The sequence below is a fragment of the Bacillus sp. AFS098217 genome, from assembly GCF_002551815.1.
Lineage (GTDB): Bacteria > Bacillota > Bacilli > Bacillales > Bacillaceae_G > Bacillus_A.
In genome coordinates this window covers 1-26,613 of sequence record NZ_NVPR01000036.1, presented here as the reverse complement: position 1 = coordinate 26,613, position 26,613 = coordinate 1, and the positions used below count along the sequence as shown (strand labels likewise).

Below are 26,613 nucleotides of genomic sequence, written 5' to 3'. Positions count from 1 at the left end.
AAAAATAAAGAGAAACTTCCATCCTTATCAATCAATTATGAAAAATCACATTAAACAGCTTCCGTATCCCACTTATGATCCTGTTCTACAAACACAATACCTAATTCATGATGCCCACCTGCATATAGCGCCGTTTGAGCAAGACGAAGCTCACCTTTTGTATCGAGCACCTCTAGTTTACAAAATGCCCCCGTTGTCTTGGACTGTAGTGCATCATAAAATTCCTCTGTTGTTTTCGGAATTACACCGTTTACTTTCGTAATTACCTCTCCAGGCTTCAAGTTCATTTCAGCACCAGTAGTATTCGGAATCGTATCTAATACAATTAATCCCTCATCACGCACTGCAAAATATGCTGGACGCGTCTCATCAGCAATTCTCTCCTGCATCGCAATTGTAAAGCGACCAAGCATCGCTGCTCCCATCGCAACAATCGCTAACACATGCCACCAATAGCTGGCAATACCTAAAACGAGAGCGAGTGCAGCTAATCCAAATATACGTCTCCCTGTAAATAATAATGCTTCCTTCGGTTCATAACTTCTAATGTTCCGCATAAAGCCAATTAGAAATGGAACAAGGAATAAAGAATACGTCTGTGAACCTACAGAAACGACAGGCCACCATGAAACGAACTGCGTAACCGCATCTCCTGGGACAAGAATAAAAATTGGCACAAGCCATAAGCGTTTTGATTCATGTAATCCAATATTTAAACCACGTTTACTTTTTCGTATTTTTGGTGTGGAATATCGCACTGCATTTTTTGAAATTAATAGACCTTCTACTACTAGCATTATGCCAAGTAGAATAGCAAGCGATACAATGGTATCCCCTTCTCCTTCTCCAAGCTGTAAGAGAGAGATTGGCATCTTAGAAGATAACAAAACCGCTACAATCGCTATACCAAATGTGTACGCTGCCGATAAATATCGATACTGAGCAGCTAGTCCAAATAATAGTGTCCAAATTAAAATCATCCATATACTTGCTTGCGACACAACTAGACCGGCTCCAATTGTTATGATGGACACAACCAAACCATATCCAACTCCTGAAAATAAGGATGTCCGCAGCTCAAACCAAATATCATATACTTTAAAAGAAAAATCTTTTCGTTCTCGTAATATACGTAAGTAGCCAACAAAAATACTACTTATCAAAAATACATAGACAGCAGGGTGTAAGAAAAAACGCCCAACTGCTCGCATTATCTCAAAAGACCACGCCTCCACGAACTGATTCACCACCATTTATATCATTCTTTCTTTTTATATTATCACAACTAAACAAACGTTTGTTTAACACATAAAAAAATACAGGCAACAAAATGCCTGTATTTTTTCTTATTTCGCCATTAATTTTAATGCTGCTTGTAATTGTAAATCATTTTCGCCAGAACGAATTTTTTCAATGATTTTATTTTGAATTGCTTCAGCTGTCCTTTTATCAAGTTCTCCAGTTGGTTCCATCTCATTTGCATTTTGGAATGCTTTAAGAGCTGATTCTGTTTCTTTACTGAAGTATCCATCTTCACGACCTGGCACATATCCTAAACTTTTCAGCATTTCTTGTGCATTTTTTACTTGTACATCATTTGAATTATAAGAAAGCGTCTTCTCAATTTGAATTGGAGTTGCATGATAATAATCGGGCTGCTTCACTTCTACCGTTGGAGCAATGCCTTTTTTATGAATCCAATTGCCATCTGGTGTTAACCATTTAAACATCGTTAATTTAATGTTACTGCCATCTTTAAATGGAACGGCTTGCTGCACAGTACCTTTACCAAATGTTTTTTCACCAACTAAATCATATCCTTCTCCTTCTTTTAGCGCAGCAGCTAAAATTTCAGAAGCAGAAGCACTTCCATTATCGACTAATACTGAAATTGGATATGGCTTTCTTTCTTTTAACGCAGTAGAGAATTTCTTCTTCTCACCATCTCGTTGTTCAATTTGCAGCATTGGCTTTTTATCCGTCATGATTAACCCTAGTATATCTTCTACACTATTTAAATAACCTCCAGGATTCCCACGCACATCAATAACTAGACCTTTTATTTCTTTCTTTTCAAGTTCTTTTAATTGATCCTTAAATTCTTTCGCTGTGTTTTCAGAGAAAGATGTAATTTGAATATAACCAATATTTTTCTCATTCTCTTTCTTCACAGAACTAAACACAGTGAAAATTGGAATCTTTTCGCGTTTAATTTTAAACTCTAACGGGTCAGCTACTCCTTCACGTTTAATTTCAAGCGCAACAGTTGTCCCTTTTTTACCACGAATCTTTAATACCGCTTCTTCACGTGATAAATCTTTTACACTGTTTCCATCTACCGATAAGATTTGATCATTTGGTTTAACACCTGCTTTTTCTGCTGGTGAACCTTTAATTGGAGATACAATAATAAGCTTGCCATCCGTTTTGTTCACCTCAGCCCCAATACCTTCAAGCTCAGGATCAAGTGATTGGTTAAACTGCTTCGCTGTTTCTTTATCCATATACGTGGAATAAGGGTCCTTCAGCGTAGACAACATCCCTTGTATCGCACCTTCAACAAGCTTATCGTCCTTTACGTCTTCTACATAACGCGAATCAATCAGTGCATATGCCTCATTAATCTTTGCTAAATTTCCTTTTGCTGTGCTAGCACTATCTTTTGTTATTGTTTGCGTCACATACGCTGGATTAATTCCAAACATATACATACCTGCAAACATCCCGCCAGCACCAATTAAAAATGTAACAACCATTCCAATAATCGCAACTCTACGTTTCAATGCGGAATTCCCCTTTCCAGAACACACAGGTGGTGTAGCAAAAGGCATCACACATTGTGTGATGCCTTTACCTATTTCTACTATATGATAAGCTTGTACGAATTATGTTTGCAACTTTTTATACTTTTAAGAAGCGACGAATTGACATTACACTTCCCCACATACCGATTAATGCACCAATTAACATTAATAAACCAGCTAATTGGAATACAAATGGGCTATATGGTAACAGTTCAAAAATTGTTCCGCCAAGTTTCTCATTAAACATACCTTGCAGTGAATTGTAAGAAGATAAAATTACGATAATTGGGATGATTGAACCCATGATACCTAAGAATAAACCTTCTAACAGGAACGGCCAACGAATAAACCAGTTCGTTGCACCTACAAGTTTCATAATTTCAATTTCTGTGCTTCGTGCATAAATTGTAATTTTAATTGTATTTGAGATTAAGAACATCGCTGTAAATAAAAGACCAGCAATTAACAAAATCCCAATGTTACGACCTGTTTTTACTGTATCAAATAATTTTTCAACTTGGCCTTTACCATATTGAACATTACTTACGAACTGCATTTTTTCAATTTTTTTCGCAATTGCTGCTGTATCTGTTGGTTGTTTTGCTTTGACAACGTATACGTTTTTCAATGGATTATCTTGTTCAAATAATTCAAACGTTTTTCCGCTGTCACCTAAACTTTTAATCAAACGTTTCAATTCATCTTCTTTAGAAGAATATTTAATAGAATCTACTTTTGAAATCTTATTAATCTCTTGTTCTAATTTCTTTTGATCCGCTTCTTTTGCTGCTGGATCAATGTGTACACGAATCTCTACATCTTGCTCTACTTTCGTCGCAAAATGGTTCATATTCATAATCGCTGTTAAAAAGACACCTACAAGTAATAATGTAACTGTTACTGCACTTACAGAAGCAAACGTCATCCATCCATTACGGGATAGATTTTTTACACCTTCTCGTAAATGTCGACTAAGGGTTTTAGCCTTCATATCCGTATCCTCCCTCAATCTCATCTCGAACAATTTTTCCGCCTTCAATCGCAATTACACGATGACGAATTGTATTTACGATATCTGCGTTATGCGTTGCCATAACAATTGTTGTACCGCGCTCATTAATACGTTTGAAAATACTCATAATATCAAGAGCTGTTTCAATATCCAAGTTACCCGTTGGCTCATCGGCAATTACAACCTTTGGCTTATTTACAATCGCTCTTGCAATCGCCACACGTTGTTGCTCCCCACCTGAAAGTTCACTTGGAAGTGCATCTGCACGATCTTCAAGACCTACAAGTCCTAACACTTCTGTCACACGCTCACGAATTGCATCAGGCTCTTCTTCAATTACTTCTAATGCAAACGCAACATTCTCATATACCGTTAATTTAGGTAGCAGTTTAAAGTCTTGGAAAATTACCCCTAGCTGGCGACGAAAATATGGAACATCTCGCTCTGCCAATGTTTCAATGACAAGGCCATTTACATTAATAGATCCTGTTGTTGGTTTTTCTTCACGATACATCATCTTAATAAATGTAGATTTTCCGGCTCCACTCGGTCCAACTACGTATACGAATTCACCCTGTTTAATACTAACTGTGAGTCCAGCAACGGCTTTCATGCCATTTGGATACTCCTTATAAACATTCGTCATTTTTATCATTATTTATCACCCAATACTTAATGATTTTTTTTCGAAATACTTGGTCTGTCTATATGAAAATGAAAGCATAAGCTCCCACTCTCACTTATCTTCTAGTTGTATCACCAATTGTGTCAAATAACAGTGATCATACTTTCTCGTTATCGCCACTGCTGTTTTATGTATATCTTTCATCAAAATTCTACAAATTACATTGTAACATCAATCGGTTTCCAATTCGGATACATTTTTGTTACAGTTATGTTACAGCGTACAAAAGATGAAAACTGCGTGTTTGTTATTCATGAAAGCGAAAAAACCGAGCAGACTCCCTTCTCATACTTAAGAGCTTTCTATATGAAAGAACCTTAGCAACGAGACTCAATGTCAGTTCGGCTTTTTTATTGTCTATTTCCCGCAGATATATAAATCCATTTTAATTTTTCAACATCTAAATCCCTGCTATGCAGAATAAAAAGTAACTTACACTCGTTTGTTCTTTCTGTTTTTACTTCGCATGTGGCAGGAAAAGGCCCTGACCGCTTCTATTCATGGCCGGATGCTCTCTCCCACCTAAAAAGAGGGATTTTATGTCGGTTTTTTAATTGATGTATATGTAGAATAATCTTCTACTCTTCTTATTTATGTTCTGCCAACCACTCTGATACTTTTTTCGCATCCTCACCTTGAATTAATCCTGGTGACATGGCTCCGCGTCCTTTTTTAATAATATTTTCGATATCCGCTGCGTCGTATTTCCCGCCTACTTTTCGTAAATCCGGTCCAGTTGCTCCAGATAAATCACTTGCATGACAACCTGCACAACTCTTTTGGAAAATTTTTTCTGCAGTATCCGTGCTTGCAGATTGACTAGAAGACTTACTCTCTTCTTTCTTCCCACACGCTCCTAAGGCAAAAATTAATGATGTCCCTAATGCAACAGTCAACAATTTCTTTTTCACTTCTATCGCTCCCCATTATTGATATTCTTCTTATTATTAATAGCCATACTTTTATAATGTACTTACTTACCATTATAATCATTATCCTAATGTAGAAAAACTAACATAAATAGGATATTTTTTGCAAATTCACCAAGAACCCTACTGAAGCAAAGCCTTCGCTAATTGTTTCAATTCTGTGAACAACTTTAAATCTTTACAAAGAAACTTTTTCTGAAAAACAGAAAGGAAGAATTCTATACAAATTTCTTCTCAATTACAACTCAGTTCTTATATTTTCTGCTTTTTACAAAACAATATACGACATTGTATCCTAAAACCAATCCTAGCAAAAAGAGAAGTTGTCACCCCAACTTCTCTTCCTCCTTCTCTTATCCATACACAGACAAGGTATACCTCTTTATATCCTCTATTCCCTCATCTATGCCAACAATCTGTTGGCTTTTTTCTTAGGAAATACGAGAGCGTAAATACGCATCAATAAATGGATCGATTTCGCCGTCCATAACCGCTTGCACGTTACCAACCTCTGTATTTGTACGATGGTCCTTTACAAGAGAGTATGGGTGGAATACATAAGAACGAATTTGGCTACCCCAGCCAATTTCTTTTTGTTCCCCGCGGATTTCATCTAACTGCGCTTGTTGCTCTTCTAATTTCTTTTGATATAATTTCGCTTTTAGCATTTTCATCGCATGCTCACGGTTTTTAATTTGAGAACGTTCTGATTGGCATGTTACAACTGTATTCGTTGGTGTATGCGTGATACGAACCGCTGAATCTGTCGTATTAACGTGCTGTCCACCTGCACCACTTGCACGATACGTATCTATTTTTAAATCTTCCGTACGAACTTCAATTTCGATATCATCATTGAATTCAGGTACAACTTCACAAGATACGAATGATGTATGGCGACGACCTGAAGAATCAAACGGTGAAATACGTACAAGGCGATGTACACCTTTCTCTGCTTTCAAGTAACCATAAGCATTATGTCCTTTAATTAATAGCGTAACGCTCTTGATTCCAGCTTCATCACCTGGTAAATAATCAACTGTCTCCACTTTAAATCCGCGCTTCTCACCCCATCTTGTGTACATGCGCAATAGCATAGAGCCCCAGTCTTGTGACTCTGTTCCCCCCGCACCTGGGTGCAGTTCTAAAATAGCATTATTTTTATCATAAGGATCGCTTAATAATAACTGAAGCTCATACTCATTCATTTCTTGAATTAAAGATTTCACTTCAGATTCTAACTCTTCATGTAAATCCTCATCATATTCTTCTTTTAAAAGTTCATGTGTCACTTCTAAATTTTCAAACGTTTCATCTAATTGACGAAACTTCCCAACCATATCCTTTAGTGCATTCGCTTCGTTAATTACTGTTTGCGCACCTTGTTGGTCATCCCAAAAACCTGCGCCCATCATTGTTTCTTCTAATTCTGCAATACGTTTTTCTTTTGCAGGAAGGTCAAAGAGACCCCCTAAAAGCCGCTAATCTCTTAGCCATTTTCTCTAATTCTTGTCTAATTTCTACTAATTCCATTTTCTTCACCTCTATGTAATTGCTGTTACTTTTGTATGAGAACAAGGGAAACTCTCCCCGCTTGTTACAGAGAGAGTCTAGTCCTTTTTATTATATGGATATTCCCTGCAACTTTCCATTTTTAGATTGGAAAGTTGTGGATAAAACCGTAAGCTTCACTTTTTTATCTAGCTCTGGCGGCTAGCATACTCGGTGACCTCGCTTTTCTTTATTTCCCAATACCACAGCAGTTTTTATATTTTTTACCACTGCCGCATGTACATAAATCGTTACGCCCAACTTGCTCACCTTTTACGACCGGTTTCTTTTTTGCTTCTTCACCACTATCTGTTGGACGAACCGCTTCACCTTGCGCTACTTCTTGTCGCTCTAGGTTTTGTTCGATTTCTGCTTTCATAATGTAACGAGAAATTTCTTCTTCAATAGAAGCAATCATTGCCTCGAACATCGCGAATCCTTCCATTTGATATTCACGCAGTGGGTCAATTTGACCGTAAGCACGTAAATGAATACCTTCGCGAAGGTGATCCATCGCATCGATATGATCCATCCACTTCGTATCTACAACGCGGAATACAACAACTTTTTCGAATTCACGCATTTGTTCTTCCGGTAAAAGCTTTTCTTTTGCATCATAGCGCCCTATTAATTTGGCCATGATTGGTTCGCTCATTTCTTCTGGCGCAAGGCGACGTAATTCTTCTTCTTTCACATCGCCTTCCTCAAGAAGGCCTGTATTTAAGTAGTCAATAAGACCTTTGATGTTCCAATCCTCTTCAATTTCCTCTTGCGTATGAAGAGCAATAGCACGGTCTACAGTAGATTTCATCATACCTTCAATAATACCGCGTAAGTTTTCAGATTCCATTACTTCTTGACGTTGTTTATAAATCACTTCACGTTGTTGACGAAGGACATCATCATATTGCAGAAGTTGTTTACGTGCATCATAGTTGTTTCCTTCTACACGTTTTTGTGCAGATTCCACAGCACGGGAAACCATTTTACTTTCGATTGGTTGAGAATCATCCATACCAAGGCGATCCATCATTGCTTTCATATTATCAGAGCCAAAGCGGCGCATCAGTTCATCCTCCATAGATAAGTAGAACTGTGTTACACCAGGGTCTCCTTGGCGTCCAGAACGACCACGTAACTGATTATCAATACGACGGCTTTCATGACGCTCTGTGCCGATAACTGCTAAGCCACCAGCTTCTTTTACACCTTCACCTAGCTTAATGTCCGTACCACGACCAGCCATGTTTGTTGCAATCGTTACAGACCCTTTAAAGCCTGCTTCTGCAATAATATCTGCTTCACGCGCGTGGTTTTTCGCATTCAAAATGTTATGGCGTACACCTTTACGTGTTAACATTTTTGAAATAAGCTCAGACGTTTCAATCGCAACCGTACCAACAAGAACCGGTTGTCCTTGTTTATGACGGTTTACAATATCATCCACAACCGCATTGAACTTTCCTTCCATTGTTTTGAAAATTAAATCAGCACGGTCATCACGAACGATTGGTCTGTTTGTTGGAATCACAATAACATGCATATTATAAATGTTACGGAATTCTTCTTCTTCCGTTTTCGCCGTACCAGTCATACCCGATAACTTTTCATACATACGGAAGTAATTTTGGAATGTAATGGTCGCAAGTGTCATGCTTTCATTTTGAATTTCTACGCCTTCTTTTGCTTCAATTGCTTGGTGCAATCCTTCACTATAGCGGCGGCCTTTCATAAGACGACCAGTGAATTGGTCGACAATAACAATTTCCCCTTCTTGTACCACATAATCTGTATCGCGGTGCATGACAACGTGTGCACGAAGCGCCTGATTAATATGATGAAGAAGTGCAACATGTTTTAAATCGAATAAGTTTTCAATATGGAAGGCTTTTTCTGCCTTAGTAATCCCATCTTCTGTTAACATGACATTTTTCGTTTTCACGTCAAATGAATAATCTTTTTCATTTTCTAACGTACGAACAAATGCATTTGCAAACATATATAATTCTGCTGATTTTTGTGCTTGTCCAGAAATAATAAGCGGCGTACGCGCTTCATCGACTAAGATGGAATCGACTTCATCAATAATCGCAAAGTGAAGTGGACGCTGAACGCGCTGCTCTTTATATAGCACCATGTTATCACGCAAGTAATCGAATCCTAGCTCATTATTTGTACTGTACGTAATATCAGCAGCATAAGCAACTTGTTTTTCCTCACGTGACATACTATTTAAGTTAATTCCTACTGTTAAACCAAGGAATTCATGAAGTTGTCCCATTTCATTAGCATCACGCTGTGCTAAATATTCGTTGACTGTAACAACGTGAACACCTTTACCTGTTAAAGCATTCAAATATACTGGTAAAGTAGATGTTAATGTTTTACCTTCACCAGTTTTCATCTCAGAGATATTCCCTTCATGCAAGGCAATACCACCCATTAGCTGAACAGGGTATGGACGCATACCAAGAACACGCGTTGCCGCTTCACGAACAACCGCAAAAGCTTCTGGTAGCAGATCGTCTACTGTTTCGCCTTTTGTCAGGCGCTCTTTGAACTCAACTGTTTTCCCTTTTAATTGTTCGTCAGTTAATGGCTGTATAGATGCTTCTAACGCCTCTATTTGGTCCACCATTTTCTGCATACGTTTAATTTGGCGTTGGTTTACATCAAATACCTTTTTTAAAATACCGATCATAGGAAATACGCTCCTCTTTTTATTAAAATAAAACTTCCGATTGTGCTCTATCTTTCTATTCAGCAATCAGTCGTTATAAAAAGCAAATTTATTTTCTGCCAATTTTTCTCCTAATTAAAAAACAACATGTATACACCTAATGATAATTGTAACACTTGTCTTATAACTATGACAACAATCGTCCAAATGTCAATCCTAAATTAAGGAAAGCTTTGATTAATAGGGTCCTATTACAAAGTTTTACCCAACCTTTATATGGAAAAACAACTCACTTTCATGAAAATAAAAAAGCGTAGCCTTTTACAGCTACGCTTTCGACTTATTATTTTGTTTCAATTAATCCATATTTTCCATCTTTGCGGCCATATACAACATTAGTTTCATTTGTATCCGCATTTGTGAAGACGAAGAAGTTATGACCTAACATATCCATTTGTAAAATAGCTTCTTCAACGTCCATTGGTTTTAAATCAAATCGTTTTGTACGTACAAGTTCTAATTCATCCTCTTGCACTTCTTCTTGAACCGCCACCGGCTCTGTAAGAATAAATGCATTTTTAGGAGAACCTTTTTCACGTAATTTACGATTCACCTTTGTTTTATGTTTACGAATTTGTCGCTCAATTTTATCTACTACTAAATCAATTGCAGCATACATATCGCTATGAGTTTCTTCTGCACGAAGTAATAAATCTGTAAATGGAATTGTTACCTCGACACGCTGCTTGTCAGAGTATACTTTTAAATTAACTTTAATCTCTGGGAATGTATCAAAATAACGCTCTAGTTTACCAAGCTTTTTTTCTACATAATCCTTTAATGCTGGAGTTACTTCAATATTTTCACCACGAATGTTGAATTTCATAGATGAATTCCTCCTTTCAAGCCTATGTATACTGTTTCGACAACGGCTTAAAAATTCCTTCTAACTTTTTAAAAAAAGTTAGCGAAATTGCAATTTTTTTATCGTTTTTTGTTGAAAAGAAAAGATGCATCGTTTCTATTTTTATTTTACCCTATTTACATTGTAATTAACGAATATAAGTGTGGACAATTCGTTACAGAAAAGAAACAACTTTTCGACAACGTTTTCAATAATAGTAATAAACGACTTAAAACCATTTCTTTTAGGTGGGGGAGAGCATCCACCCTTGGATAGAAACGGTCAGGACTTTTTTTAGCCCCATGCCATGCGAAAACAGAAGGAGATGATGAGCGGAAGTCTCCTTTTGTTTTTCATAGCCGTAATGTACATACTAGCAAATCAAAATTCAATTTATAAATTGAATTTCGGCATAAATTCTAAGCTTTCAGTGGGAAGTAACATCCCCCCATGAATAGTAGCGGTCAGGGCCCTTTTTATCCCCATGCCATGTAAAAAAAGAAGGAGACAATGAGTAGCAGTCTCCTTCTTTTCTTTATAGCCGCAATTTTTATGTTGGAGGATCAAATTAAATATATATAAACCGCCACCACATACGCAGCTCTATGTTTCTCACAAAACGATTCATTCAAAAATTATAATTTCACAACATTCGCTGCTTGCGGTCCACGCGCTCCATCTACAATATCAAATTCTACATTTTGACCTTCTTCTAATGACTTATATCCATCTTGCTGAATTGCAGAAAAATGGACAAAAACATCATCACCATCTTCGCGCTCAATAAACCCAAATCCCTTTTCTGCATTGAACCACTTTACTCTTCCTTGCATGTTCGTTCCATTCCCTTCACTCTAAAAATCAGGACATTTGCCCTATAATTTGACTATACTGAATGACAACATATCCAGTCAAAGAAGACTTGTCGTCTTTTTATTGTATCTTTCGACATACACATATTACCCGCGGCACAGCGTCAAGCTTGAAACACTTTGAGCCCCCGCATCATACAAAAGCTGTCCAACTTGCCTAACCGTAATCCCTGTCGTATACACATCATCAACGAGTAAAAGATGCTTCCCAGCGAACATTTCCTCTTCTCGAAAGTAAAAGGGGTTTGCTGCCGAAAGTCTTTCTACACGCTTTTTTTTGCTCTGTTTTTCCGTCTCATGTCTACTTAAAGACGTTTGCAAAATTTGTATTGGCAAACAAGATGCTAATAGCTCCGCCTGATTAAAGCCGCGTTCATATTCTCGTTCCCTACTAAGCGGAACTGGAAGGACGGCCTCATAATTTGAAAAATACTTTAGAAATGCTGCTGCAAAATTTGTATAAAAAATCCGTACAAGCTCCGCATCTCCTCGAAACTTAAACTGGGCTAATATTTCCTTCATTCCATCATTATAAACATATACAGATCGATTCTTTATCAATCTGAATCTCCCTTCTTCTCTCCACCTAACACAATCTTTGCATATATCTCCTTCTCTATATTCCTGATCAAGAAAAGCAAACGGCCGACCGCAATCATCACAAATTTCTCCTATAATATAGGAAAGCTTTCGTTCACACTGATCGCATATGTACCGCTTTTGTGACTGAATAAAAAAAGAATACCAGCTAGCAGCCTCAGAAATGTAATCATCACAAAGTAGACAATGCATCAATCTATCACCCCTTGTTGCTTCGCCTTCTTATTCATAAATTGAATATGCTTTTTTGCACGAATCATTGCTTCTGTTTTTCCATAATGAAAATAGAGAATATCCCCATCCGGTTCACGAGAGCTCCTGCCAACGCGGCCAGCAATTTGAACAAGTGCACTTTCTGAAAAAATAACATCTTCTGCACCTAACACAGCTACTTGTAGATTTGCAACTGTTACACCACGCTCCAAAATGGTTGTCGTTACTAATAGTGGAATATCTCCTTTACGAAAAGCCGCTACTTTTTCTTTTCTCTTTGGATCTTCCGCATGAACACCTTCAATTCGATCATCTAATTCTCTTAATAATAAACATACTTCGTCTACGTAGCGCACGTGGGGAACAAATAAAAAAATAGGATATTGTTTATCTAGATATATGTTTAACCATTGTAGTAACGCACGGGGAATTTTTTTACGTCTGAGTAACTTTTTCCAATCACCGCACCACCAAAACTTAGGAATTGGCAAAGGATGACGATGATAACGTCCTGGAATAATGACACCTTTTTGTTTACCACTTTGAATATTACGTTTCCACTTCTCTTCTGGGGTCGCAGTTAAATAAATACGTGCGGCTCTCTCTTTACTTGCTTGCTCTACCGCATGATGTAACATTTTGTCCATCGCATACGGAAAGGCGTCAATCTCATCTACAATCATGACATCAAATGCCCTATAATAACGAAGCAACTGATGCGTTGTGGATATGATAAGTTTCGCTTCCTTTTCACGATCTAGACTACCACCATACAGTGCCGCAACTGATACATTTGGAAAAACGGTTTGTAACCGGGGAGCCAATTCCAGCACGACATCAGTCCGAGGCGTCGCAATACAAACGCACTCTCCCTTTTTAAGTGCCTCTTCGATACCATAAAATAACATCTCTGTCTTACCAGCACCACATACCGCCCATATAAAAAAAGATTCTTTTTGGCGCACTGCTTCTGTTACGCCATTTGCTGCTATTTCCTGCCCAGGTGATAGCTTTCCCTCCCACTGTAAAGGTTGTGACAGGAACTCTCTTTCTATATCACGAGTGCCTCGAACAATCATTGTACATTCTCCCACTCGCCCCATCGTGATACATTTTCGGCAATACGTACACATTTGATTGCACCTTTTACATAAAAACGATGCAAATAACCGCTGCTCTGTATTTCCACAGCGCTGACATACAGAGCGTGAAGATTTCTTAATTATCCCTTTTGCTAAAGAAATATCTCCTCGTCTTTCTAAAAACTCTAGTTCATCCTTCGATAACGAAAGTTCTTCTAGTAGCATTTGCCTTCCTGCTAGCATCATCAAGCACCCCCAGCTCTACTATAATTCCTTCTCGTTATCTCGTAAAAAATCAAAAAAGCCGATAACCTACTTATAAAATAGTAAGCTATCGACTTTATACACATGTTTTATATCATTCAAATCCTAGAATCTACCATAACCTAGGAAATGGCTTTGATTGTAGCTGCTGCTTAAGTTAGAGTATCCAATACCACTATCACCAGCGTGAATCATTTGTCCATTACCAACGTAGATACCAATATGTGATGGACCTGATTTATATGTGTTTTGGAAGAACACTAAATCTCCTGGTTGTGGGCTACTTACTCTAGAAACTGAGTTCCAGTAACCAGCAACATCTTGACGTCCTACTCCATATACATAAGAGATAAATCCACTGCAGTCAAATCCACTTGGAGATGCACCACCGAATACATATGGAACACCTAAATATTTCTTCGCTTTTCCAATTACACCTAGATTACCGCCACCATCATCAGATACTGGTGCTGGAGCAGGTTTTGGTGCTGGAGCAGGTTTTGATTGTTCTTTCTTAGGTTGCTCTTTTGCAGCTTGTCCACCATTATTTGCTGGAGCAGCTGGTTGTGCCGGCTGCTGAGCTTGCTCTGCTTGTTTCTTAGCAGCTGTTTCTTGTGCCGCTTTTTCTTGCGCTTCTTTTTCAGCTAATTGTTGTAAGTATAATGCTTGTTTTTCAAGCTCTTTCAATTGACCTTCTGTGCTTGTCATATTGTTTACAACAGTATCCATTTTGCCATTTAAATCAGTTACTGCTTCTTGTTTTTTCGCTTTTTCAGCGTCAAGTTCTTTCTTTGCAGTTTCGATTTGTGCTTGTGCTTCTTTTAATTCTTTTTGTTTTACTTTAACCGTTTCAACATCTTTTTTCACAGCTGCTTGATCGTCTTGTTGTGTTTTCATGATATCTTCATCAGATGCAAGAATTTTAGAAACAGAAGTTAAGCGATCTACTAAATCTGCAAGGTTTTTAGAGTTTACAACAACCTCTGTTACAACATTCGTGTTTGGTTGTTCTTGAAGTGCTACTAAACGCTTTCTTAATAAATCTTCACGTTTTGCAATTTTTGTTTGTAACTCTGCGATATCTTTATTCTTTTTCTCGATTAATTGCTCTGTTTCTGCAACTTTTTTTGTTGTTTCATCAAGCTTTGCTACATTTTCTTGAACAGACTTATCTAAACCTTGAATTGTTTTATTTAAGTCATTCATTTGTTTTTGAAGTTCATCACGTTCTTGTTGTTGTTTATGTAAAGTGTCATTTTGTGCGTTAATTTGTGTTTTTACATCGTTCATATTTTCTGCAAATACACTTGGTGTTACTACTGAAAACATCATTCCTGCAGCTAATACGCAAGAGGCCATCTTTAGCTTTTTCATTTTGTTTTTACACCGCTTTCTTTTTTTCTTTTTCCGAATATAATCTACTAAAATTTATACCATAATTCGGGAGTTTTTTTATCAATGTTACGTTTTTGTAAAATAAATGTAATATTTTCTTTGTAATCCTATGACAAAATCGCTCTAATTCTGTATTTATTTGCAGAATCTTAAGAAAAACACACTATTTTTTCATGCAATTCTCATTCGCTTGTTACATAAAATAAAACTTTAATCAGTGGGGATTTCTTCATCCTCACTGATTATTAGTCCTCACAATTCGGGCTGTTGCGGGATAAAAAAACGCAGAGGAATTTCCCCTGCGTTTTTTCTCGATATAGAAAACCTCACGAAGCACAACTTAACTTTAATCCACCCATTTTTCAGCCCAACTTTGGACTTCATTCATAACGCTTTCCAATGCTTTCCCTTTATCTGTTAGCCCATATTCGATTCTAACAGGTACTTCTGGATAAACGTTACGTACAACGATACCTTCGCTCTCTAATTCCTTTAAACGTTCCGACAACATACGATCACTCATATTTGGAATAATATCAGCGATTTCTCTAAAACGCTTCGGCTCTTCTAGTAAAGATTTAATAATTAAACCTGTCCACTTCTTACTAAGCAGTGTAAAAGCCGATTCAAACTTTGGACATAAACAAGAATTATGCTCCATATGTTTCACCTCACCTTTATTATAAAATAGTTTCTTATAAAAAATAAGCAATAAAACTTTCCTCATTTAAGATTATGTACATTTTATCACTTCCAAATATTAACTTGTCAAATAGATACCCACCGTAAAAAAACTCTCTTCAAACAGAGAGCTTTTACATCTTTATTATTTTGTATACCAACCTAAACCAAGTGAACCTTCGCCTAAATGTGTACCAATTACAGCACCAAAATAACTAATGCGGATTGTAACATGAGGGTATTCTTCTTGTAATTCTTGCTGCCACGCTTTCGCTTCCTCTTCGCGATTCGCATGAATAATAACAGCTTCCATCGGTACACCTTTACTTGCCTGCTCATCAAAAATTTCAACAATGCGCTTTAATGCTTTTTTGCGTGTGCGAATTTTTTCAAATGGAATAATAATCTTATCTCTAAAATATAAAACCGGCTTTACTTGTAGCAAGCTACCAATAAAAGCCTGCGCACTATTTAAGCGACCGCCTCGCTGTAAATGATGTAAATCATCTACAACAAAATACGCATCTATTGTTTGCTTCATTTCATCAAATCGCGCCAAAATTTCTTCAGGTGTTTTTCCTTCACTTGCCATTCTTACACCTTCACGAACATAAAACCCTTGTACTTCACAACTAATTTCAGAATCATACGTATATACGTCAATTCCTTGGACCATCTGCCCGGCTGTTGTTGCTGTTTGATATGTACCACTAATCCCACTTGAAAGATGGATACTAATAACAGCGTCATATTCTTTCGCTAATTCCTCAAATAGCTCTACAAATTTTCCAATTGCTGGTTGAGAAGTCTTAGGAAGTTCTTCCTGCTCACGTACTTTTACATAAAAATCATCCGCTGTAATCTCTGTTTCTTCTTGATAAGATTCCGTCCCAAAAACTACATTTAATGGAATCATATGTATATCGAGTTCTTCACGAATATGCCTTGGTATATATGCTGTACTATCAGTAACAATAGCTGTTCTCATTTTCGTACCTACCTTATAAAAAAAAGTTTTTATTCCCTAATTTTACACGAAAACTAGAAAAGGTGCATTAATGTAGGAGAATGCTGGCTTAAAATTATAATAAATGTCTCGACAATTTACAACAAAGACACTGAATTTATCTTACAAATTATAATATGTTTGTAAAAAATGTTTGAATCTAAAAACTCCCCCTTTTACAATGTAAAGTACTAAGCATTTTGAAAGATAGGGGCGTATACCATTGCTATTACAATATTTAACAATCAAAGGCTACGGTGAGCACGAAATTGTCATTCAAAAATCAAAATTTATTTGCTATATTAGCCGAGCCACAACAGAAGAAGAGGCTCAAGAGTTTATCCAAAAAATAAAAAAGCAGCACTGGAATGCGACACATAACTGTTCTGCTTATTTAATTGGTGAACAAAATCAAATTCAAAAGGCGAATGATGATGGTGAACCGAGCGGTACAGCTGGCGTACCAATGTTAGAAGTACTAAAAAAACGCGATTTGAAAGATATAGTTGTTGTCGTTACACGTTATTTTGGTGGCATTAAACTTGGTGCCGGCGGTTTAATTCGTGCATATGGAAAATGTACAAGTGAAGGAATTCGTCACGTAGGTGTTGTAGAACGCAAACTAATGCGCGTTATGAAGACAGAGATTGACTATACGTTACTTGGCAAAGTTGAAAACGAATTACGCCACTCAAAGTACGCGATTAAAGATATACATTATCTAGAAAACGTGACATTTGATATTTACGTAGAGGAAGACCAAAAGCACAATTTCACAAATTGGATGATTGAGCTAACAAATGGGAAATGTACAATTGAAGAGGACAATATGTTGTATTTAGAGCAAGATGTTCCGCAATAAACCTACATTCCTATTATCAATGACAAATCAAGTTATTCTCCCTCCCGATCTTGCGATAGAATAACTGAAAATAATACCTTACAAATTAAAAGGAGATTATATATGGAAGATCGTTATTATCATCTCCAGAAAAGAAGAGTTAAAAAGAAGCGAAGACGTAAACTTTTCATATTCCTTATTTTCGCATGTTTACTTGGTAGCGTAGGACTTTATATGTTTAATTCCTATTCTTCTCTCATGGGGATGTATAGTGGCTTTACACGTGATAAGTCCAAATTACGAACAGAAGAAGTTCAAATTACGAAAGAGCCTTTCACTATTCTCATTATGGGAATTGAAGATTATGCAACCGATGGAAAAAATGGTCGTACCGATTCTCTTATGATTGCAACAGTGGATCCAAAATCTCAAAAAGTTTCCCTCATGAGCATTCCACGTGACTCTCGGGTTACGATTGCAGGAAAGAATAAAAAAGATAAAATCAATGCGGCGCATGCTTACGGCGGAGAAAAGATGGCGATAGATACTGTCGAAAACTTTTTAAAAGTTCCTGTCGATCACTATCTTAAAATTGACTTCCAAGGATTTAAAGGCATTGTTGATGCCGTTGGCGGTGTTACAGTAGATGTTCCTTTTGATTTCTGGGAACGCTCTGATATAGACTACGACAAGAAAATTAACTTTAAGCAAGGCAAACAAGATTTGAACGGGGAAGAAGCACTTGCTTATGTTCGCATGCGAAAACAAGATCCAAATGGAGATTACGGCCGTGCGGCAAGACAACGTCAAGTGCTCGCTGCTGTTGTACACAAGTTGAATTCCACTTCAACAGTATTTAAAATTAAAGATTTAACAACAGTAATTGGAAAATATGTAAAAACTGATATTCCTATATCTGACGGACTCGCCCTTTACAATAAATTTTCTGGATTTGATCCTGCTAATATCGAAACACTTAAGTTAGAAGGTGAAGATAAAAAAATAGATGGTATCTATTACTTCCTTCCAGATGAGATGAGTGTTCAGACAGTTCATAATACCATTCTGAAAAACATTGGAAAAGGAGATCCGCAAACAGATTCTACAACTAATACAAACACAAATACAAATACAAGTACAGATTCAAACGAAAACACAAATACAAGTTCAAATGAAAATACAGATTCAAGTAAAAATGAATCTGCAAATTCACACTCTAGTACAAATTCTAAAAAAGAATCTACTGAAAATAAAAAACCAACAATACCATCTGCATCTACAAACGCCCATGCAGAATGGATTATGCGAAATCATCAGTAAAAACAAATAAAAAGAGCCGATTCTTATAGGAATCGGCTCTTTTTACTTACTTTTTATTAAAGTATTGTAAAATCGCTTCTACGATACGCTCTGACGCACGACCATCACCGTAAGGGTTAGATGCTTGTGCCATTTTGTCATGCGCTTCTTTATTTGATAACAATTCATCAGCAAGTGTAAAGATTGTTTCCTCATCTGTACCTGCTAATTTCAATGTACCTGCTTCAATGCCTTCTGGACGTTCTGTCGTATCACGAAGAACAAGAACTGGTACACCAAGAGACGGAGCTTCCTCTTGTACACCACCAGAGTCTGTTAGCATTAAGTATGAACGAGCTGCAACATTATGGAAATCAATTACGTCTAGCGGCTCAATTAAATGAATACGATTATGGTCTCCTAAAATTTCGTTGGCTGTTTCACGAACAACAGGATTCATATGAACCGGGTACACAACTTGTACATCTTCGTGTTTGTCAACAAGACGTTTAATAGCGCGGAACATGTTGCGCATTGGCTCACCTAAGTTTTCACGGCGATGCGCTGTCATAAGTATAAGACGATCATTTCCAAGCTTCTCTAATACTGGATGACTGTATGTTTCTTTTACAGTTGTTTTAAGTGCATCAATCGCTGTATTTCCTGTTACAAAAATACGTGCTTCATCTTTATTCTCTTTTTGTAAGTTCGTTGCTGATTTTGTTGTAGGAGAGAAATGAAGATCTGCCATTACACCTGTTAATTGACGGTTCATTTCTTCTGGATATGGAGAATATTTATCCCATGTGCGAAGTCCTGCTTCAACATGTCCTACTGGAATTTGATTATAAAAGGCTGCAAGGCTCGCAATAAATGTCGTTGTTGTATCACCATGAACAAGAACAATATGAGGTTTCGCTTCCTTCATTACTTTATCTAGACCTTCTAAACCACGTGTTGTAATATCAATTAAAGTTTGACGATCTTTCATAATATTCAAATCAAAGTCTGGTGTAATACCAAAGATATTCAGCACTTGATCTAACATTTGACGATGCTGCGCTGTTACTGTCACAATTGGCTCAATTTTCTCAGAATGCTTTTGCAACTCTAACACAAGAGGTGCCATTTTTATCGCTTCTGGACGTGTTCCAAAAATCGTCATTACTTTTAAACGTTCAGTCATTTCACTGCCTCTTTTCTTTCACTAATTACAATATATGCTGTTATTGTTACACTGTCATTATATATGAGAATACAGCCGGACAAAAGAAAGTGTCCTAACTAGACGATAGAAACATTACGATTACAAATGCTCTCTCTTCCAAGCAGAGTAGTAATCCAATCTATGTTTCGCAACGTCCTCAACAGTATAACAATTTCTCCCATCAAATAAAATAGGTTCCCTCATAAGCGTTACATACCTTTCTAATAAACACCGCACTAGCTCCTATGATTACTTCATTCGTTTTTTTGCACAGGATACTTTTTTTTCACTTCAAAATAAGACATACGTGTATCTCTTTAAATGAAAAACAATGAGATACTTCTTTATTATATGAAAGGGGTTTTTCTTTCTTTTTTTAAGATTTTGTAAAAGAATATGATTCAGTTTTTCATGCCATTTCCAGCGTACATTTGCACTTTACATATTCATTTCCATATTTTAACGTGAAACGTACGTATTTTAACGTGAAACACTTATAGTAAATAAACTTTTGTATCGATCATTCCTATTCATAGTCACTTATAGGCAATACTCCCCTATCAATGTACAGGAAAAAGGCTGCTAGGAGGATCCTTCTATTCGATTGCAATTTAAATGAAAAATGTTTATACCATATACTATTGTAAAGATTTTGTAACCTTCTCTCTTGAGAGCACATTCATCATAGATTTGTCATATATTTTATTCATTTCCAATTACAGTGAATAGAAAAAAAGATTGAATTCTAATCTTTTTGTGATACCATATGTTATGAGCCTGCAAACAAACATCATAATTTTCAGATAACTTCTTTAAAAATTAAGTTAAAATATAAGAGGTGGGGTATTAATGGACTCACAAGTGATTTATGCAGTTTTGGCATCTTTCATTACTGTACTAGTCGTTACTCCTTTCGTTATCAAATTAGCATTTAAGATCGGAGCAACAGATAAGCCAAACGCACGTAAAGTACACCAAAAAATAATGCCTCGTCTAGGTGGACTGGCAATTTTCATCGGTGTAGCTGTAGGATTTATTGTTAGTGGATTATATGAGCAAAGAATGCTATCAATAAGCTTAGGTGCTGTTATCATCGTCATCATCGGTATTTTAGATGATATGTATGAATTATCAGCGAAGGTAAAATTCGGTGGACAATTATTAGTTGCTATACTCATTGTAAAAAGTGGATTATTAGTACAGGTGTTGTATATTCCAATCTTAGGAGATACTGAACTTGGTATCCTTGCATACCCAATTACAGTATTTTGGATTGTCGGTATTACAAACGCCATTAACTTAATTGATGGACTAGACGGATTATCCGCTGGAATTTCATCCATCGTTCTTGCAACGTTAGCATATATGGCCTTTACAAGCCCTATGGGTACCGGTGCTGTAATCATTCTGCCACTAGCACTTATTGCACTTGCAAGTACACTTGGATTTTTATTCTATAACTTCCATCCAGCAAAAATTTTCATGGGAGATACAGGTGCGCTATTTTTAGGATATTGTATATCTGTTTTATCGTTACTCGGATTATACAAAAGTGTAACGTTATTCAGTTTCCTTGTTCCCATCATCATTTTAGGTGTTCCTATCTTTGATACAACATTTGCGATTATCAGACGCATTGTGAATAAGAAACCAATTTCTGCACCAGATAAGTCGCATTTACATCACCGTCTGTTGGCAATGGGCTTCTCTCACCGTGCAACGGTACTTATCATTTACGCATTTGGTATTTTCTTTAGCGTAAATGCAATCATTTTCACTAGCGCAACATTATGGTTATCCATTATTCTTCTGTTTGTCTTGATTTTCTTTACTGAAATCGTGGCAGAAATAATCGGTCTTGTGCACGAACGTTATAAACCAATTATTTCCTTCTATAAAAAAGTGAAAAAACGCGAAGAATAATTGTAGTATAGCCTTTATTACTATGAAATATTCAAATAGCATCCTTTCTTTTAAGAGAGGATGCTATTTTTCATTTCCATAATATAGTTTGTTTGAGAGTGCTTCTATTGGAGAAAGCTATACATATAAAGAAGATAATGAGAAACGTCTCTCGCTGCCTTCTTACATCTTTGATTGTTAAACTGAGGGTGAGTGTTATGATCAAGCAAGTATTTCAATGTATTATCATATTTTTAGTCATGACTACATGTACGACATCTTATACTGAAGCAGCGACTAACTCTCCACTTGAACATCGTTCTACTACTCAGACTGCTTCTGTTCCGCAAAAAATTGCGTACTTAACATTTGATGATGGACCAAATAAATACACATCACAAATTTTAAACATCTTAAAACAAAAGCACGGAAAAGCAACCTTCTTTGTTATTGGTGGAAAAGTATCACATTACCCGCAAACGATGAAACGCTTAATTGGGGAAGGACATTATATTGGGCTGCATAGTATGTCTCATGATGTAAAACGTCTATATACTGGCGATCCATCTGCTTTAATTTCTGAAATGGAGCAAGCTCAAACAATCGTCCAGCAAGTAACAAATTTAGATACACATCTTGTTCGCGTTCCATATGGCAGTATGCCGTATTTAAAAAAGAATTATCGTGATGCACTTGTTTCCGCTCAGTACAAAATGTGGGATTGGACGATCGATACATATGACTGGAAAAGCTATGATAATCCTTCTGCTATACTGGATCGGGTTATGAACCAAAGCAACGAACAAGTAGAAGTCATTTTAATGCATGATTCTAGTGTCACTGTAAAAATCCTTCCAAAGGTAATTGACTATCTTCAAGCAAAAGGTTATACACTTCTTGCTTACAATCCTTCCTCTCACTTAGAGGTGAACTTTTGGAAGGACACAAGATTGTAACAGCTTTAGTATATATACTAGAGCTGTTTGTTTTTTCTCTTCCCATTTTTGTGTTTAAAGAGTGATAAAAAATCCCCCACAAAAAATGGTGGGATTAAAGACTGCCTGTGAAATTTCAACTTCACAGACGTTTTTATTTATTTCATATTCCTAGCTCTTTACCTCCTCCACCCTTCCCCGTATTTCTCCCTTTTCAAATCTCTTTGTATGAACATTTATATATGCATTTTCATGATCTATCTCTTCAATAAGATTCTCAAATATCTTTCTTTGCAAAGGCCCTTCTAGGTCTTCAATCGTTACCACACCTGTAATTATCCCTTCATTCACGCTAATCCCGTGCCTTACAGGTCCGTATAAAAATAAAACTTCTGGACCTATCTGATTCTTTTTTCCTAAATGAATCTGACATGATGTAACTTTCTCAATGTTTTTCAATATAATTCTATAATATATTTTTGTTAAATCATTATTAAAAACAAGTTCTGTTACACCATAAGCCTTTGTATTTACAGGAGGTACTTCCATCTCTCCTTTTAGCCGAGCAAAGAAATGTTTTTTCATACGAGCAACATTCTCCTTATATAAATTTCACCTTACTTTAGGTACCCCTTTAACTAATTTATTACTAGGACATAATAAATTATGACTTTTTCAACTTCGCTTTCTTGAAAGTATTTTACTTCTCTTCAAAAATATTTACAAAAGCTTTACATAACAACCATTCCTTCTACATAACCACTTCTTGTATAATGCACGTATATTTAAAATTTCCTAGGGAGGTTCACTTTGAAAACAATATTTGAAATTTTTCTCGTATCAACTAAACTAGGATTCACTTCTTTTGGTGGACCTACGGCTCATCTCGGGTACTTCCATCACGAATATGTACAAAAACGAAAATGGATGGATGAGCGAAGCTATGGAGATTTAGTGGCACTCTGTCAATTCCTTCCTGGTCCTGCAAGTAGCCAAGTTGGAATCGGCATCGGTTTATCCCGCGGAGGACTCCTTGGAGCTGTAGTTGCTTGGGTTGGCTTTACACTCCCATCAGTTCTCGTTCTTGTCTTTTTCGCTTCACTACTCCAGCAATTTCATATGGAGGAAGCTGGCTGGATTCATGGGTTAAAACTTGTAGCAGTAGCGATTGTTGCCCATGCGATATGGGGAATGGCACAGAAATTAACACCGGACCGGAACCGAACAACAATCGCGATTATTACTGCTACAATTGCATTGTTATTTCCAAGTGCTTTGACGCAAGTTGCACTTATTCTACTTGCTGGTCTTATCGGTTGGCTCTTATATTGTAAGCATGAAATTCCACCTGCTAGCAAAACACATATTCCTGTTTCACGTATAACTGCCACCTCATGCCTCTTACTATTTTTTAGTTTATTATTCCTGTTACCAATATTACGACCATTTTCGCACTGGATTGCCATGTTTGATAGTTTCTATCGCTCTGGCTCACTCGTGTTTGGCGGAGGACATGTCGTTCTTCCTCTTCTTGAAAATGAATTTGTATTAAATGGCATGATGACAAAAGAGCAATTTCTAGCAGGATACGGCTTAACGCAAGCTGTACCAGGCCCTCTTTTTACATTTGCATCTTACATAGGAGCTGTACTGGATGGGACACTAGGAGCTATCCTTGCGACAATTGCTATCTTTCTCCCAGCATTCTTACTCGTCATTGGCATATTACCATTTTGGGATCAAGTTAGACGCTGTTCATATGTACAAGGTGCACTCCTCGGCATTAACGCTGCTGTTGTTGGTATTTTATTATCAGCTTTTTACAACCCCATTTGGACAAGTTCCATTATGAGTACGGTTGACTTTGTCATCGCTTCTCTCTTATTTTGTCTATTAGCATTTTGGAAAGCACCTCCATGGATCATTGTTATTCTTGGCGCTTTAAGTGGCTATATTCTTTATATTATCTAGCCATACAAAGTTACCGCCTTCAAATAGTGTATTTTAAAACAACACACTTTTAACCCATATCTGTATGAAAATAGATTCGTGTTTAGTTGTGTTTAAACCAAAAAAATAAGCCATATTGGCTTATTTTCGTATATCGAGTATTCAACAGAACACAACATCTTATTTCAGTCCATTATTCAAGTCCTCAATTTTTTTCTTCCAATAGATTGTCATCGTAAGCCATATAATGGAATAAACAACGATAAAGCTACCTATACAAATAAGAATCGGAACGAGATGATTCGGAACCCAGCCAATCCAAATAGCAATTGGTAAAAATGTGCCCAACAAAATAATGAAATGAATCATTGTTTGTTTTAAGATGCTCCATTCTTCCTTCTCAAACACAAAGGACGCAAATGAAAAAATCAGCCCGACAATATTTGCTGTAACAAGATAAACAAGTAGTGTTTTTACCTCTATATTCTCCATCCCTTTTACATAACCAATCCCTAAAAACAATAGGCTATAAAACATTGCCATCGCCATTCCAGAAAGCACCTTGCCGCCAATTCTATCAAATAATGTAACCATATTTCTAACCTCCTCCTATATTTAAAGCTGCTTTAATAAATGGTACATATTTTCTCGAAACGTACTCTTTCATTCCATTTGAAAAGTGAGCACACATACTTCCGCTAAACGACATTTCAAAGCTCGTTACATGCTGTAAATTTGCTAATATCGATTTTGAAAATCGTGCAAAGCGATCATCTTGTAGCCTTGTTTCTAGCTCATACAACCTCGACTTTACTTCAAGTCTTCCCTTCGTTGTCTGTGCCATCACTTTTCTTCCCTCAGCATAAAACCAATAAATATCTTTTAGTTCTAACAAATAATATTGCTGCTCTAGAACTCCTACAATTTGTCTCACACTCCCCCCTTCTATCCTTTTTACAAGATGGTGAATTTCATCTGTTACTTCTTTTGTCTTTACAATAATCTCTATCTCATCTTGTGATGGGTCTAATTCAATGTGGATTTTCAATGATTCCCACCCCCTTTACACTTTTATTTTTACATATATTTGAAAAAAAGATATAGATTGCTACATAAGTGGTTTTGTTTTTGTCATAACTAACCCTTTTTCAAGCACAAAAAACCTTGCACACGCAAGGTTTCATTCTTCTGCTGCCATTTTCTTATATAACGCTACACATTCGCTTGCTAGTCCCTTCACAGTAATTGCATTCATTAAAATGTACCGGCTCTCTAAAAACTGGACCATCTACTCTACTGTCCCTTTACAGCTCATATAGAATACGGAGTCTATCTGTTATAGTTTCAACAAATAGGCTCCTTACCTCATTATTTTATTGAATTTTCTGTTATTTATTTTTCAAGTTATACCACCTGAATTACATTGAATTTTATTACAAATTTTCAGATAATTAAAAAGAATACAAATTGAGGGGAGTTTTTTTATGAAAAAAAAATTATTTGTATTACCTGCGGTGGCCTTATTAGCACTTCCAGCATTCGGTTTTAGCAACGCTTCAGCTGCTACAAGTATTAATCCATCATCTGAGAACCCTACTAACATTACTTTTATGGATCCACCACCACCTGAGAATCCTACTAACATCACTTTTATGGATCCGCCACCACCTGAGAGCCCTACTAACATTACTTTTATGGATCCACCACCACCTGAGAACCCTACTAACATCACTTTTATGGATCCACCACCACCTGAGAACCCTACTAACATCACTTTTATGGACCCACCACCACCTGAGAA

At 36.7% G+C, this 26,613-nt stretch carries 23 protein-coding genes and 2 pseudogenes; 5 read left to right on the top strand and 20 right to left on the bottom strand.

The window, feature by feature from the left end; all coding sequences use genetic code 11:
• Window positions 1-50: 50 nt before the first annotated feature.
• From COO03_RS10675 to COO03_RS10605, 14 genes and pseudogenes are all read right to left on the bottom strand, one after another.
• Window positions 51-1,253: a PDZ domain-containing protein gene (locus tag COO03_RS10675; RefSeq protein WP_097897162.1), complete on the bottom strand. Its 1,203-nt coding sequence runs from the start codon at window positions 1,251-1,253 to the stop codon at window positions 51-53.
• A 93-nt stretch (window positions 1,254-1,346) separates the two neighbouring features.
• Window positions 1,347-2,783, bottom strand: coding sequence for a S41 family peptidase (locus COO03_RS10670; RefSeq protein WP_097897161.1), 1,437 nt, complete (start codon window positions 2,781-2,783; stop codon window positions 1,347-1,349).
• Between the two features lie 118 nt (window positions 2,784-2,901).
• On the bottom strand, window positions 2,902-3,795 hold the full coding sequence (gene ftsX / locus COO03_RS10665; RefSeq protein ID WP_097897160.1) for a permease-like cell division protein FtsX: 894 nt from the start codon (window positions 3,793-3,795) through the stop codon (window positions 2,902-2,904).
• Complete coding sequence (gene ftsE, locus COO03_RS10660; protein WP_097897159.1) at window positions 3,785-4,471, bottom strand: cell division ATP-binding protein FtsE; 687 nt, start codon at window positions 4,469-4,471, stop codon at window positions 3,785-3,787. Before ftsE ends, ftsX begins: the two co-directional genes overlap by 11 nt.
• Before the next feature lie 617 nt (window positions 4,472-5,088).
• Window positions 5,089-5,412, bottom strand: coding sequence for a cytochrome c551 (gene cccB, locus COO03_RS10650; protein WP_097897157.1), 324 nt, complete (start codon window positions 5,410-5,412; stop codon window positions 5,089-5,091).
• Between the two features lie 449 nt (window positions 5,413-5,861).
• A protein-coding gene (gene prfB / locus COO03_RS10645; RefSeq protein ID WP_097897156.1) for a peptide chain release factor 2 occupies window positions 5,862-6,963 on the bottom strand; the annotation gives its coding sequence in 2 pieces (ribosomal slippage) (window positions 5,862-6,890 and window positions 6,892-6,963; 1,101 coding nt in all).
• Window positions 6,964-7,171: 208 nt separating this feature from the next.
• On the bottom strand, window positions 7,172-9,682 hold the full coding sequence (gene secA / locus COO03_RS10640) for a preprotein translocase subunit SecA (protein ID WP_097897155.1): 2,511 nt from the start codon (window positions 9,680-9,682) through the stop codon (window positions 7,172-7,174).
• A 322-nt stretch (window positions 9,683-10,004) separates the two neighbouring features.
• Window positions 10,005-10,547 carry a ribosome hibernation-promoting factor, HPF/YfiA family gene (gene hpf, locus COO03_RS10635; protein ID WP_097897154.1) on the bottom strand — a complete coding sequence of 181 codons (543 nt, stop codon included), beginning with the start codon at window positions 10,545-10,547 and terminating at the stop codon, window positions 10,005-10,007.
• Between the two features lie 653 nt (window positions 10,548-11,200).
• Complete coding sequence (gene cspC, locus COO03_RS10630; protein ID WP_097897153.1) at window positions 11,201-11,398, bottom strand: cold shock protein CspC; 198 nt, start codon at window positions 11,396-11,398, stop codon at window positions 11,201-11,203.
• 126 nt (window positions 11,399-11,524) lie between these two features.
• Window positions 11,525-12,229 (bottom strand): ComF family protein, encoded by a 705-nt coding sequence (locus COO03_RS10625; protein ID WP_097897152.1) that lies wholly within the window; start codon window positions 12,227-12,229, stop codon window positions 11,525-11,527.
• Window positions 12,229-13,578: a DEAD/DEAH box helicase gene (locus COO03_RS10620; protein ID WP_276308062.1), complete on the bottom strand. Its 1,350-nt coding sequence runs from the start codon at window positions 13,576-13,578 to the stop codon at window positions 12,229-12,231. Before COO03_RS10620 ends, COO03_RS10625 begins: the two co-directional genes overlap by 1 nt.
• Before the next feature lie 123 nt (window positions 13,579-13,701).
• A pseudogene (locus COO03_RS10615) lies at window positions 13,702-15,097 on the bottom strand (C40 family peptidase).
• A 240-nt stretch (window positions 15,098-15,337) separates the two neighbouring features.
• Window positions 15,338-15,652 (bottom strand): winged helix-turn-helix transcriptional regulator, encoded by a 315-nt coding sequence (locus tag COO03_RS10610; RefSeq protein ID WP_097897171.1) that lies wholly within the window; start codon window positions 15,650-15,652, stop codon window positions 15,338-15,340.
• A 165-nt stretch (window positions 15,653-15,817) separates the two neighbouring features.
• Complete coding sequence (locus COO03_RS10605; RefSeq protein ID WP_097897150.1) at window positions 15,818-16,660, bottom strand: DegV family protein; 843 nt, start codon at window positions 16,658-16,660, stop codon at window positions 15,818-15,820.
• A 241-nt stretch (window positions 16,661-16,901) separates the two neighbouring features.
• Here COO03_RS10605 and COO03_RS10600 point away from each other — a divergent pair, with 241 nt between their 5' ends.
• Both COO03_RS10600 and COO03_RS10595 read left to right on the top strand, forming a co-directional pair.
• Window positions 16,902-17,540 carry a YigZ family protein gene (locus tag COO03_RS10600; protein WP_097897149.1) on the top strand — a complete coding sequence of 213 codons (639 nt, stop codon included), beginning with the start codon at window positions 16,902-16,904 and terminating at the stop codon, window positions 17,538-17,540.
• Between the two features lie 102 nt (window positions 17,541-17,642).
• Window positions 17,643-18,839, top strand: a complete 1,197-nt coding sequence (locus tag COO03_RS10595) for an LCP family protein (RefSeq protein ID WP_097897148.1) — start codon at window positions 17,643-17,645, stop codon at window positions 18,837-18,839.
• Between the two features lie 46 nt (window positions 18,840-18,885).
• Here COO03_RS10595 and wecB read toward each other — a convergent pair whose 3' ends face one another.
• Both wecB and COO03_RS10585 read right to left on the bottom strand, forming a co-directional pair.
• Window positions 18,886-20,004 carry a non-hydrolyzing UDP-N-acetylglucosamine 2-epimerase gene (gene wecB, locus COO03_RS10590; protein WP_097897147.1) on the bottom strand — a complete coding sequence of 373 codons (1,119 nt, stop codon included), beginning with the start codon at window positions 20,002-20,004 and terminating at the stop codon, window positions 18,886-18,888.
• A 98-nt stretch (window positions 20,005-20,102) separates the two neighbouring features.
• Window positions 20,103-20,250, bottom strand: a pseudogene (locus COO03_RS10585) (UDP-glucose 6-dehydrogenase); the annotation flags it as partial.
• Between the two features lie 624 nt (window positions 20,251-20,874).
• On the opposite strand from COO03_RS10585, the gene COO03_RS10580 reads away from it, so the two are divergent.
• Window positions 20,875-21,948, top strand: coding sequence for a glycosyltransferase family 4 protein (locus tag COO03_RS10580; protein WP_097897146.1), 1,074 nt, complete (start codon window positions 20,875-20,877; stop codon window positions 21,946-21,948).
• 197 nt (window positions 21,949-22,145) lie between these two features.
• On the top strand, window positions 22,146-22,883 hold the full coding sequence (locus tag COO03_RS10575; RefSeq protein ID WP_097897145.1) for a polysaccharide deacetylase family protein: 738 nt from the start codon (window positions 22,146-22,148) through the stop codon (window positions 22,881-22,883).
• 150 nt (window positions 22,884-23,033) lie between these two features.
• Here COO03_RS10575 and COO03_RS10570 read toward each other — a convergent pair whose 3' ends face one another.
• Window positions 23,034-23,447 carry a CHRD domain-containing protein gene (locus COO03_RS10570; protein WP_097897144.1) on the bottom strand — a complete coding sequence of 138 codons (414 nt, stop codon included), beginning with the start codon at window positions 23,445-23,447 and terminating at the stop codon, window positions 23,034-23,036.
• A gap of 225 nt (window positions 23,448-23,672) precedes the next feature.
• Here COO03_RS10570 and COO03_RS10565 point away from each other — a divergent pair, with 225 nt between their 5' ends.
• Window positions 23,673-24,833, top strand: coding sequence for a chromate transporter (locus tag COO03_RS10565; protein ID WP_097897143.1), 1,161 nt, complete (start codon window positions 23,673-23,675; stop codon window positions 24,831-24,833).
• 159 nt (window positions 24,834-24,992) lie between these two features.
• On the opposite strand, the gene COO03_RS10560 is transcribed toward COO03_RS10565, so the two are convergent.
• From COO03_RS10560 to COO03_RS26980, 3 genes are all read right to left on the bottom strand, one after another.
• Window positions 24,993-25,406 carry a DUF3021 domain-containing protein gene (locus COO03_RS10560; protein WP_097897142.1) on the bottom strand — a complete coding sequence of 138 codons (414 nt, stop codon included), beginning with the start codon at window positions 25,404-25,406 and terminating at the stop codon, window positions 24,993-24,995.
• A gap of 4 nt (window positions 25,407-25,410) precedes the next feature.
• The gene (locus COO03_RS10555) at window positions 25,411-25,860 is read right to left on the bottom strand and encodes a LytTR family DNA-binding domain-containing protein (protein ID WP_097897141.1); all 450 of its coding nucleotides are present in this window, start codon (window positions 25,858-25,860) and stop codon (window positions 25,411-25,413) included.
• A gap of 351 nt (window positions 25,861-26,211) precedes the next feature.
• A partial coding sequence (locus COO03_RS26980; protein ID WP_218923011.1) for a hypothetical protein occupies window positions 26,212-26,613 on the bottom strand: 402 nt, incomplete at its 5' end.